At 63.9% G+C, this 10,766-nt stretch carries 10 protein-coding genes and 1 pseudogene; 3 read left to right on the top strand and 8 right to left on the bottom strand.

The window, feature by feature from the left end; all coding sequences use genetic code 11:
- Positions 1-210: 210 nt before the first annotated feature.
- The 3 genes from OKC30_RS17405 to OKC30_RS17395 form a co-directional block, all read right to left on the bottom strand.
- On the bottom strand, positions 211-414 hold the full coding sequence (locus OKC30_RS17405; protein WP_041212219.1) for a hypothetical protein: 204 nt from the start codon (positions 412-414) through the stop codon (positions 211-213).
- A 159-nt stretch (positions 415-573) separates the two neighbouring features.
- Positions 574-1,296: a MarC family NAAT transporter gene (locus tag OKC30_RS17400; protein ID WP_160838068.1), complete on the bottom strand. Its 723-nt coding sequence runs from the start codon at positions 1,294-1,296 to the stop codon at positions 574-576.
- 120 nt (positions 1,297-1,416) lie between these two features.
- Complete coding sequence (locus tag OKC30_RS17395) at positions 1,417-2,727, bottom strand: MFS transporter (protein WP_160838066.1); 1,311 nt, start codon at positions 2,725-2,727, stop codon at positions 1,417-1,419.
- Between the two features lie 154 nt (positions 2,728-2,881).
- Here OKC30_RS17395 and OKC30_RS17390 point away from each other — a divergent pair, with 154 nt between their 5' ends.
- A complete protein-coding gene (locus OKC30_RS17390) occupies positions 2,882-3,556 on the top strand; it encodes an ATP-binding domain-containing protein (protein WP_045522934.1) in 675 nt (224 codons plus the stop codon).
- Here the strand turns inward: OKC30_RS17390 and OKC30_RS17385 are convergent.
- From OKC30_RS17385 to OKC30_RS17365, 5 genes and pseudogenes are all read right to left on the bottom strand, one after another.
- Positions 3,553-4,682: pseudogene (locus OKC30_RS17385) on the bottom strand (HD-GYP domain-containing protein). The gene OKC30_RS17390 and the pseudogene OKC30_RS17385 sit on opposite strands and share 4 nt — an antisense overlap.
- 9 nt (positions 4,683-4,691) lie before the next feature.
- The gene (locus OKC30_RS17380; protein WP_160838064.1) at positions 4,692-7,358 is read right to left on the bottom strand and encodes a response regulator; all 2,667 of its coding nucleotides are present in this window, start codon (positions 7,356-7,358) and stop codon (positions 4,692-4,694) included.
- The gene (locus OKC30_RS17375; RefSeq protein ID WP_160838062.1) at positions 7,359-8,429 is read right to left on the bottom strand and encodes an ATP-binding SpoIIE family protein phosphatase; all 1,071 of its coding nucleotides are present in this window, start codon (positions 8,427-8,429) and stop codon (positions 7,359-7,361) included.
- A gap of 6 nt (positions 8,430-8,435) precedes the next feature.
- Positions 8,436-8,810 (bottom strand): anti-anti-sigma regulatory factor, encoded by a 375-nt coding sequence (locus OKC30_RS17370; RefSeq protein WP_043154645.1) that lies wholly within the window; start codon positions 8,808-8,810, stop codon positions 8,436-8,438.
- A 46-nt stretch (positions 8,811-8,856) separates the two neighbouring features.
- Positions 8,857-9,996 carry a PAS domain S-box protein gene (locus OKC30_RS17365; protein ID WP_234888612.1) on the bottom strand — a complete coding sequence of 380 codons (1,140 nt, stop codon included), beginning with the start codon at positions 9,994-9,996 and terminating at the stop codon, positions 8,857-8,859.
- 164 nt (positions 9,997-10,160) lie between these two features.
- Here OKC30_RS17365 and OKC30_RS17360 point away from each other — a divergent pair, with 164 nt between their 5' ends.
- Both OKC30_RS17360 and OKC30_RS17355 read left to right on the top strand, forming a co-directional pair.
- The gene (locus OKC30_RS17360; RefSeq protein ID WP_234888611.1) at positions 10,161-10,298 is read left to right on the top strand and encodes a hypothetical protein; all 138 of its coding nucleotides are present in this window, start codon (positions 10,161-10,163) and stop codon (positions 10,296-10,298) included.
- On the top strand, positions 10,295-10,639 hold the full coding sequence (locus OKC30_RS17355) for an HAD family acid phosphatase (protein WP_261999904.1): 345 nt from the start codon (positions 10,295-10,297) through the stop codon (positions 10,637-10,639). Before OKC30_RS17360 ends, OKC30_RS17355 begins: the two co-directional genes overlap by 4 nt.
- Positions 10,640-10,766 lie beyond the last annotated feature (127 nt).

Below are 10,766 nucleotides of genomic sequence, written 5' to 3'. Positions count from 1 at the left end.
TTTGGAGACAGCCAGTTTACCAGCACCCTGTCTGTCAACTTCCACTTCCCCAAGATCCCGCGAAGAACCATTTTTTAGCCCTGATACTACGTGGACTGGAACTCAAATTCTCTTAAGTGAACAGCATTGCGGCCCGGCGCCGGGGTTTTTATTGGAACGCGCAAGCAATAAAAAGCCCCGGCAGGCGCCGGGGCTGGGAAAGGGGTCGGGTCAGTTGACCGAAATGGCGCGGGCGTCGATGAAGAAGCGGGCGTGGCCGTGGTCATCCACCCTTATCTGGGCGAGCAGGCGATCCTTTCGCTTGAACTCCCATCCTGTCTTGATCCGGGTCAGCGCGGGGCTGGCGGCACCGACCACGTTCAGATACTCATGAAACAGGCTGTAGCTTCCAATCTCGGTCAGCATCTTTTCCATTTGCATATCTCCTCAAGTGATGGGGTCAGCACATGCCACGCTAGCGGCAACCTTCTGAACCCTGCCTGTACAAAAACCAGACTACCCCATCAAGATGAAGGCAATATGATCAGGCGCAAGATCAGGAGGGATTTGCACGAAAAATGACACCGTTTTCAATCAGGGCTGGCGCGGCACGGCGAGATGATCGAGGGCGGTAGATCCGGCATGGGTCGGCAAGGCGGCAGCGGGTTGTTCCATCACCTGGCCATGGAAGACGGGATCCTGCGCCACCTCCTTGACGCCGTTGATGCAGAACTGCATACCCATGCACACCAGCAGGAAACCCATGATGCGGGTCATGGCGTCGATGCCGGTGGCTCCCAGGATCTTGCACACGGGATCTGCCAGCTTGAGCACACCCCAGCTGATCAGGCTCATCAGGGCGAAGGCGGTGACCATGGCGGCATAGATGACGACGCGATCGGCCTCGGCCGGCAGCTCGGCGATCTGGGCCGCGCCGCTGATCACCAGCGCCATGGTGCCGGGTCCGCACATGCTGGGCATGGTCAGGGGCACGAAGGCGATATTCTGGTTGGCCTCGACCCCGGCAGACTGGTTTGGCGAGGGGAACAGCATGCGAAAGCCGATGAAGGCGATGATGAGGCCACCGGCCAGGCGCAGGCCGGGAATGGAGATCCCGAACAGATCCAGGATGGAGGATCCGATGAAGAAGCTGACGCACAGGGTGGCGAACAGATAGAGGGCGGCCATGTTGATCTGGCGGCGAATGTGCTCGCGGGACATGCCCTTGCTCAGTCCCAGCAGCAGGGTGGCCGTGGTGGGCGGGTTGACCATGGGCAGCAGGGCCAGCAAGGCGAGAAAGATGACCTGGAAGAACATAGTGGACCTCGGGCAGGTGGACGGATTGGGGTGAGCTGGCAGGTCCGCAGCGGACCGCCACCCGGTCGATGATATCCGCAAAGAACAAGCCCCGACAGTGCGGGGCTTGCTTGGGAAGGATCAGGCGGCCTGCGGGGTTGCCTGGCGTTGGCCGCGCAGCCAGAGCCAGATGCCGAGCACGAAACCGAGGGCGGCCAGGCTGGCCACATAGTGGGAGGGGGCCAGCACGTCCTCCTTCATCCAGAGGGTGACCAGCATGGGGGTGAGGCCGCCGAAGATGGCGTAGGCCACGTTGTAGGAGAACGACAGCCCGGAGAAGCGCACCACCGGCGGGAAGGCATTGACCATGACGTAGGGCACGGCGCCGACGATCCCCACCGCAAAGCCCGCCAGCATGTAGAGGGGCACCAGCTGATCCGTGCCGGCTACCAGGCTGTGGTAGAAGGTATAAGTGGCGCCGGCCAGCAGCAGGGAGCCCAGGATGAAGGTAGGGCCGCTGCCGATGGCATCGATCAGGCGACCATAGACGATGCAGCCCAGGGTGAGGGCGACGATGGCCAGGGAGTTGGCGGTCAGGGCATCGGCCGGGCTGATGCCGTGCACCTTCTGCAGATAGGTCGGGGTCATCAGGATCACCACCACGATGCCGGCGGAGAGCAGCCAGGTCAGCAGCATGGAGACGACGACGCTGCCCTTGTGTTCACGCAGCACCGTCTTGAGGGGCAGCTCCTCGGCCAGGGACTTGTTGGCCTGCATCTCGGCGAAGACCGGGGTTTCGTGCAGCCAGCGGCGCAGGTACATGGCGACGATGCCGAACACGCCGCCGAGCACGAAGGCCAGACGCCAGCCCCAGTCGCTCACATCGCCCGGGCTCATGCCACGGTTGATGGCGGTCGCCACCAGGGAGCCGAGCAGGATGCCGGCGGTCAGCCCCGCGGTGAGGGTGCCGCAGGCGACACCGACCCGGCGGGCGGGCACGTGCTCGGCCACGAAGACCCAGGCACCGGGGACTTCCCCGCCGATGGCGGCCCCTTGCAGGATCCGCAGCAGCAGCAACAGCAGGGGGGCGGCGATGCCGAGCACGGCGTAGGTGGGCAGCAGGCCGATCAGCAAGGTCGGCAAGGCCATCAGGATGATGCTGAGGGTGAACATCCGCTTGCGGCCGATGAGATCGCCAAAGTGGGCCATGATGATGCCCCCCAGGGGACGAGCCAGGTAGCCGGCGGCGAAGATGCCGAAGGTCTGGAACTGGCGCAGCCACTCGGGAATGTCGGCCGGGAAGAAGAGCTCGCCGATGACCACGGCGAAGAAGACGAAGATGATGAAGTCGTAGAATTCGAGGGCGCCGCCCAGCGCCGCCAGGCTCAGGGTTTTGTAATCCTGTCGATTGAGGGGGCGACCGTGGTCGTGCGATGTGCTGACTTTACTCATATCCTTATGTTTCCCATCGTTTTTTTAGTTATTCTCCCCGGTGTGCTGCGGGGATACGCTCACCCACGAGGGTATGCTTTTGTGTCCCGCAATGTAAATCGCACAATTCGCAACACTGTCTTGCAGCACGGTGCGGCAAGTAGCTGGAGAGATCATGACGAAGAAAAAGGTACTGCTCTCCTGGAGCAGCGGAAAAGACAGCGCCTGGGCCTTGCATCGCCTGCGCCAGGATCCGGCCATCGAGGTGGTGGGGCTGTTCACCACCCTCAACCAGGCGTTCGAGCGGGTGGCCATGCACGGGGTGCGCAAGCAGTTGCTGCTGGCACAGGCTGAGTGTGTGGGCTTGCCGCTGACCACCATCGACCTGCCCTGGCCCTGCAGCAACGAGGAGTATGGGCGCATCATGACGGGCTTCATCGCCGATGTGCAGGCCAAGGACATTTACCACATGGCGTTCGGGGATCTCTTTCTTGAGGATGTGCGCGCCTATCGGGAGCGGCAACTGGCGGGGACCGGCATCACGCCGCTCTTCCCGCTCTGGGGCAGCGACACGACCGAGCTGGCGCAGGCGATGATCGACGCCGGGCTCAAGGCCAGGGTCTGTACCCTGGATCCGGGCAAGCTGGACGCCGGGTTAGGTGGTCATGAATTCGGCCCGGCCTTGCTGGCTGCCCTGCCCGCCGGGGTGGATCCCTGCGGCGAGAACGGGGAGTTCCACACCCTGGCCTGGGACGGCCCCATGTTCCTGCATCCCTTGCCCATCCGGGTGGGGGAGACGGTGCTGCGGGACGGCTTCGTCTTCACCGATCTGCTGCCCGCCACCGCCTAGTCGCGATTGGACTCCCGCTCGCCCTTGTCGTCGTTGTAACGCAGGGCGATCTCGTGGAACTGCTGGTGGATGCGGGCAAAGGCGTCCGTGATGTCGGGGTCGAAGTGATTGCCTCGTCCCGCCAGTATGATCGGCACCACCTCCTGGTGGGACATGGCAGCCTTGTAGCAGCGCTTGCTGATGAGGGCGTCGTACACGTCGGCCAGCGCCATCAAGCGGGCCGAGAGCGGGATCTCGTCACCGTGCAGGCCATAGGGATAGCCGGTGCCGTCCCACTTTTCGTGGTGGTAGCAGGCGATCTCCTTGGCCAGTCGCAGAAATTCCACCTCTACCCCCACGCCTCCTCGGCATGGACGATGGCCTCCTTGCCGAGAATGGAGTGGTGCTTCATCTGGGCAAACTCGTCCGCATCCAGCTTGCCAGGCTTGAGCAGGATCCGGTCTGGCACGCCGACCTTGCCGATGTCGTGCAGCGGGGCCGATTTGAACAGCAGATCGATGGTCTTGGGGGTCAGCTCTGCACGAAAGCGGGCATGCTCGCAGAGGGTCTCCGCCAGCAGCCGCACATAGTGCTGGGTGCGCAGGATATGGTTGCCGGTCTCGTTGTCGCGGGTTTCGGCAAGAGAGGCGAGGGAGTGGATGGTGATGTTCTGGATCAGTTCGTTCTCCCGGGTGCGCCGCTCCACCTCCTGCTCCAGAAAGGCGTTCTGGTCGTGCAGCAGATCCCGCGCCGCTTTCAGCTCCAGGTGGTTTCTGACCCGGGCCAGCACGATGGCGGGGGTGATCGGCTTGTGGATGTAGTCGACGGCTCCCAGCGCCAGGCCGTGCGCCTCCGCACTCTCCTCCACCTTGGCGGTCAGGAAGATCACCGGGATCTCCCGCACCTGCGGCATCTCCTGCAGCGCCTGCATTACCTGATAGCCGTCCATCTGGGGCATCACCACGTCGAGCAGGATCAGATCCACCCGGGTGCCGGCCGAGAGGATCTCCAGTGCCCGCTGGCCGCTGATGGCGACCTTGACCCGGTAGTGGGGGCTGAGCAGGGCGCTGAGCAGGGAGAGGTTCTCCGGTGTGTCATCGACCACCAGCAGGGTGGGTTTGGTATCGGGATCCAGCAAGTTGAGCATGATGGCGCCTCACTCTTGGTTGAACAGATCGGGTTTGAGGGCCCGGACTTGTTGCAGATATGCCAGGGCATCGGCGAAGCGAAAACGGGTCATGGCATCGTGCATGGCCGGTGCTGCCTCGCCCAGCAGGGGAGCGAGCCTGGCCTGATTGCGCTGGAACAGGATGAAGGCTTCCGCATCGTCTTCCAGCAGCAGCCCGGTCAGCTGGTGCAGCAGGGGGGCCAGCTCGGCGGGGGTAGCCTCCGGCAAGCCGGGGGTGGCAGGGGCCGGCAGCAGAGTCAGCAGGCTGGCGGCCAGTTGCTGCTGCTGTTGCAGCCCCAGCTCGGCCAGCGGCAGCAGGCTGGTGGCATCGTCTCCCCGGGCGAGGGCGCTCTCCAGCCGGGCCGAGACATCCTGCAGCGACCCGGCCCCCAGCGTTGCGGCTATGCCCTTGAGGGTATGGGCCTGTCGATGCGCTTCTTCCCGGTCATTCGCCTGCAGGGCGGCCAGCAGGGTTTCCATCGGCTGACTCCCCTGGCGGGCGAAACGTTGCAGCAGATCCCGATACCACTCCCAGTTATGCATCAATCGTTGCAGGGCTGGCTCGGCGTTGAGCCCGAACGCCTGCAGCTGTGGCAGCAAGGCGGTGGCGGGTGATGCGTGTGAGGCAGTGAGCGTGCTGTTGACCTCGCGGCTGAAGGAGGTTGCCCAGCGCTGCAGGGCCGCATACAGCCTGTCGGGGTCGATGGGCTTGGCAATGTGATCGTCCATCCCGGCAGCGAGGCAGCGTTCGCGGTCACCGGCCATGACGTTGGCCGTCATCGCCAGGATCGGGGTGTGTTGCCCGATGCCTTCCCGCTCGCGCAACAGCCGGGTGGCGGCCAGGCCATCCATCACCGGCATTTGCATGTCCATCAGGATCAGGTCGTAGTGGGTCTGGGCCACCATCTCCAGCGCGATGGCACCATTGCCGGCGATGCTGACATCGGCACCGATCGCCCGCAGCAGCTCCAGCGCGACTTGCTGATTGAGCTCGTTGTCTTCCGCCAGCAGGATCCTGAGTCCGTCGAAGCGGTAGCGATGGGCCACCTGCGGTGGTTTGAAGGTGAGTGAACTGGTTTGCTGGCCAAACAGGCCGATGACGGTATCGAACAGCACGGAGGCGCATACGGGCTTGACCAGCACCCGATCAAAGCCGGCGGCATCGGCCTGGCGAAAGACCTCTTCCCGTCCGTAGCCGGTCACCATGACCCGATAGGGACGCGGGCCCATGCCGCGGGCGATGAGGCGGCGACCGGTCTCGATGCCATCCAGCCCCGGCATGTGCCAGTCCAGCAATACCACTTCGTAAGGCTGTCCCTCCTGCTCGGCGCCGGCGATCATCTGTAGTGCCTGCTGGCCCGACTCGGCGGTGTCCACCACAAAGCTCATGCTGCGCAGCAGGGCGGCCATGATGGTGCGGGCGCTGGCACTGTCGTCGGCCACCAGCATGCGGCGCCCGCGCAGATCCAGGCTCGGCAGATAGCGGGATCTGCGCCTGCCCCTACCGAGTCGGGCGGTAAACCAGAAGGTGCTGCCCTGGCCTGGTTCGCTCTGTACCCCCACCTCGCCACCCATCAGCTCGGCCAGTTTGCGGGAGATGGCGAGGCCGAGGCCGGTGCCGCCGTACTTGCGGGTGGTGGAGCTGTCCGCCTGCTGGAAGGACTGGAACAGCCGCTGCTGCTGCTCCTGGCTCATGCCGATCCCGGTGTCCTGTACCGAGCAGTGCAGCAACACCTCCTGGGGTTGTTTCTCCAGGCAGCTGACCTTGACCAGGATCTCCCCCTGCTCGGTGAACTTGACCGCGTTGTTGGCGTAGTTGATCAGGATCTGGCCGAGGCGAAGGGGATCGCCATAGAGCAGGGTGTCGAGCTGGTGATCGACCTCGAACAGCAACTCTATGCCCTTGGCTTCCGCCTTTTCGCCCACCAGGGTGGCCAGATTCTCCAGTACATGGTCGAGATCGAATTCGATCCGCTCCAGATCCAGCTTGCCGGCCTCGATCTTGGAGAAGTCGAGGATGTCGTTGATGATGCCGAGCAGATGCTGGGCCGAACGCTGGATCTTGCTGACATAGTCGAACTGCTGCGGATCGAGCCGGGTCTGCAGGGCGAGATGGGACATGCCGAGGATGGCGTTCATGGGGGTGCGGATCTCGTGGCTCATGTTGGCGAGAAAATCGCTCTTGGCCCGGGTTGCGCCCTCCGCCAGCTCATAGGCCACTTCCAGCTCCTGGTTCTTGGCCTGCATCACCGCAAACAGCTCGTCCCGGGTCGGTTCTGCGAACTGCTGCTGCATCTGTTGCAGCAGCAGTTCATCGGGCCCGCGGGGCAGGCGGTAGACCAGGGCGATGGCGTTGTCCGCGTGCGCGACCAATCGGATGCCACATGAATGGCGGCCGTCCGGCTCGGGGGGGATGGGGGCGTCAGCGGAGAGCGAGAGCCACAACTCCTGTGTGCTAGGCTCCAGCCACAACTGCAGTTGCAGCGGCTCTGTGTTCGCCACCAGCTGGCGTACCAGCTCGGAGGTGGCGCCCGCCAGCGGTGCCACGAAGGTGGGACTTCCGTCGAGGCAGGTGAGTACCTGGATCACCTTGCGCCGGGCGGTGAGTGCCGCCGCCGGGCCTGACAGCAGGGTTTCGCCGATCAGTTGCCGCATCTAGTCCTCCTTTCCTGCCAGCACGCGCAGCACGATGCAGCTGGCATCGTCGGTGCTGCGGCCACTGTGGGCGATCACCTGGCGTGCCAGCTGGGCGGGCTCGGCGGCCAGATCCAGCGCACCGTCGCGCAGGTTGAGGGATTCGCTGATACCGTCCGAATAGAGCATCACCACGTCCCCCGCGACGAGTGGCTGGCGCTGCAGCAAAGGGGTGGGGAAACGCTCCCCAAGCACCCCGTCGCGGGAGATGCCGCGCCAGGGTTCGTGGCCGCGCAGGCAGATGCGGGTATTGCCGATGCCGGCATAGCTCAGCTCACCCCGTTCGCCGTTGACCAGGGCCACGCCGGCGGCGGCGCCCCGGGTACCGATGCAGTGCTGGTGCAGCAGTTGCAACAGGCGGGCCGGTTCCTGCTCGTGGGTTTGCTGCAGCGCTGCCTCCAGCACCTGTACCAGCTTGTTGGCCGAGGCACCGTGGCCGCTCACGTCGATCAGGATCAGCGATACCCCCTCCGGCCCCGGTCGGATGAAGGCCAGATCACCGGAGACCCGTTCCGGATAGCAGGGGCGGTTCTCGCTGGCCCATGCCAGTTGCAGGCCGGCGTGCAGCTGGCCTGTGCAGGCTAGGGGAGCGATTGGCCTGGATACCAGAGGGGCCGCGCCCAGCCACTTGCGGGCCTGTACCAGAGTTCCCCCTTCCGGCGGGGTGCTGATGGTGAGTTCCGACATCATGCGGCGCACGCCGGGCAGGCCTAGCCCCAGGGTGCCCGAGGTGCTGTAGTGGTCCTGCATGGCCTGATGCACATCCCCAATGCCGGGTCCCTGATCGCGGGCGATGATGTCGATGCAGGGACGCCCGCTGGGATGGTGGAGGGTGAGGGTGATCTCCCCCCGCTCGGCGTATTTCAGGATGTTGCTGCCAAGCTCGGAGACCACGGTGGAGAGCATGGCACGGTCCACCTCGGACAGGTTGGCGATGAAGGGGAGGCGGCGTACCGCCATCACCGTCAGGTGCAGGTCGATGTCGTGGCGCAGCGGGTAGCTGGCTTCTTGAAGGCTCTGTTCCAACTGCATGATGCGCTACTCCTCATCCTTGAGCGTCCTGCGAACATGGGCGAAGGCATCGTCCATGTCGAGAAAGCAGCGCAGCGGCCCGGGCTCGGCATCGGCCAGCGCCAGGAAGGCGGCGATCCCTGCATTGAGCCCAACCAGCAGACAGACGGCACCGAGCAGGCGGCACACCTCGGCCAGTTTGCGTACCTGCCTGAATTCGTGGTGATCGAGCAGCATGACCCCGGAGAAGTCGAGCAGTACCGCGTGCTGGCGGCCCAGCATCAGCCGCTGGGAGAGGGCCTGCATCAGTTGCTGCATGCCCTCGTCACCGAGGTCGGGGCGCATGCTGACCACGATGCAGTCGGCCACGTCGGCGATGCCCAGATCATTGTTGAGCAGCATGCATCTCTCCTGGAGGCCTAAAGGGTGGATCCGACCCGCTTGAGGGCTATCTCGAAGGCATCCCGCAGGGTCGCCGTGGTGCGGATGTCGCCGACAGAGACCCCCAGCTCCACCATGGTGCGGTCGCCTTGGTGATCTTGATCAGCTGGTTGGCGACGCCGGTATCCACGGTGGCGACTCCGGCGATGTCCAGTACGAAGACCCGGGCCCGGGTCTCGGCAATCTTGGTGAGCGACTTGTTCATCACGTCGGCGGTACGCATGGAGTCGATGATCCCCACCAGCGGCAGCAGCAGGATCCCGTCCCAGATGGGGGTGACCGGGGTCGACATCTCCTGCAGCGACTTGTGCAGCTCCTCGCGCACCCTGGCGGCCTCTTCCGCCTCCTCCATGGCGCGCTTGAGCTGGTGATGCTGTTCTACTTGGGCTGTGATGTCGGTGGCAAACTTGACGATCTTGCTGGGCTTGCCGGTGAGATCCAGCACCGGGTTGTAGGAGCCCTGGATCCAGATCTCTTCACCCTGTTTGCCGATTCGGCAGAACTCTCCCGCCAGGAATTCACCGCGGCGCAGGGTTTCCCAGAAGGTGCGATAGTCGGTCGACTGGGCGTAGTCGGGATCGACCAGCAGCCTGTGGTGCTGGCCCTTCAGCTCTTCCAGCTGATAGCCCACTGTCTCCATGAAGCGGGCATTGGCATCGAGGATGATGCCATCCAGTGAAAACTCCACCTTGCCCATGACCCGGCTCAGGGCGTTGAGCTGCCCCTCGAAGTTGGCGTTCATCTGCTTCTGTTCGGTCAGGTCCATGGTGTATTCGATGACCTGAACCAGCGCGCCCTGTTCGTCCAGCAGGGGGCTGCAACTGCCTCGCAGCCATATGTCCCGCCCCTGCCGATCCCGGCGGCGAAACTCTCCCTCCTGTGCCTGCCCCGTTCGCAGCGCCTGCCAACGGGCGGCCTCGTCGGCGGATTCTGCTGCCTCCGCGGGGAACAGCATGCTGTAGTGCTGACCCTTGAGCTCGGCCAGCTGGTATCCCATGATGGCGAGAAAGCGGGGGTTGGCATCCAGAATCAATCCGTCTGGCGCGATCTCGAGCCGGGCCATCAGCTGGTCGACGGCCTCCAGTCTGGCCTGGGATGAAGCGGGAGTGACAGTATTCGAATGGGCAGCTGCGGTGTGCACGTCCATGGCATCTCCGGTAAATGGTGCAATTGATTTGAATGCCATTAGAAGGCGTACAGCAGTTATAGCCCACCGGGGCGAGAGCGGGGGACAAGAAGTGCCGAAAGAGCCTGCTGGTAGGGGGGGCTTGGGCCTGGAGAGTTCGTCATGAACACCTTATATCGGGATTAATGTCATTATCGCCCCGCTTTGCCCTGGTTGCCGCCAGCCTGACCCTGCCCGCCGTGACAGTCGAAATCCCGACCAGCCCCGCCGGTGTCATTGCGGTGAGCCTGGCCCAGCAGGCCCCTTTCACTGGGTGTCGGTGACGCAGATTGCCAGGAGCCTGGATGGGCTGCTGCCGATGGCGGTGGGTTTCGACATCGACGACACCCTGCTCTTCTCCAGCCCGGGGGGCTATCGCGGCAAGCAGGCGTTCTCCCCCAATGGTGAGAGCTACCTGAAGAATCCGGCCTTCTGGGAGAAGATGAGCAACGGCTGGGACGCGTTCAGCGTGCCGAAAGAGGTGGGCAAGGCGCTCATCGCCATGCACTTCCCGCGCGGCGATCACATCTACTTCGTCACCGGCCGTTCGGCCAACTCCACCTACTTGCCCCTGCCGCTGGCTGGCGCATGGGAGGAGGAGGTGATCGTCAACTCCCTGTACTGAGGTTCCCATGCATGGCAAAAGGGCCGGATCCTGTCAGGTTCCGGCCCTTCTTTTGGTTCATCGCGGCTTTCCGGGGAAGGCCGCCTTGATTTTCAGAAAAAAGTATTCTGAGTCCCTAAATCCATAT

Origin of the sequence: Aeromonas sp. QDB18, from assembly GCF_027705325.1 — a bacterium.
In the GTDB taxonomy this organism is placed as follows: domain Bacteria; phylum Pseudomonadota; class Gammaproteobacteria; order Enterobacterales; family Aeromonadaceae; genus Aeromonas; species Aeromonas caviae.
Note: the sequence above shows the minus strand (reverse complement) of the source record. Positions and strands in the feature narration are given on the sequence as shown.

Bases quoted from the DNA above. Each gene is read 5' to 3' on its own strand.
- OKC30_RS17395 (WP_160838066.1), bottom strand. From the start codon at position 2,727: ATGAGTAAAGTCAGCACATCGCACGACCACGGTCGCCCCCTCAATCGA.
- OKC30_RS17405 (WP_041212219.1), bottom strand. From the start codon at position 414: ATGGAAAAGATGCTGACCGAGATTGGAAGCTACAGCCTGTTTCATGAG.
- OKC30_RS17390 (WP_045522934.1), top strand. From the start codon at position 2,882: ATGACGAAGAAAAAGGTACTGCTCTCCTGGAGCAGCGGAAAAGACAGC.
- OKC30_RS17370 (WP_043154645.1), bottom strand. From the start codon at position 8,810: ATGCTGCTCAACAATGATCTGGGCATCGCCGACGTGGCCGACTGCATC.
- OKC30_RS17365 (WP_234888612.1), bottom strand. From the start codon at position 9,996: ATGGACGTGCACACCGCAGCTGCCCATTCGAATACTGTCACTCCCGCT.
- OKC30_RS17375 (WP_160838062.1), bottom strand. From the start codon at position 8,429: ATGCAGTTGGAACAGAGCCTTCAAGAAGCCAGCTACCCGCTGCGCCAC.
- OKC30_RS17360 (WP_234888611.1), top strand. From the start codon at position 10,161: ATGTCATTATCGCCCCGCTTTGCCCTGGTTGCCGCCAGCCTGACCCTG.
- OKC30_RS17400 (WP_160838068.1), bottom strand. From the start codon at position 1,296: ATGTTCTTCCAGGTCATCTTTCTCGCCTTGCTGGCCCTGCTGCCCATG.
- OKC30_RS17380 (WP_160838064.1), bottom strand. From the start codon at position 7,358: ATGCGGCAACTGATCGGCGAAACCCTGCTGTCAGGCCCGGCGGCGGCA.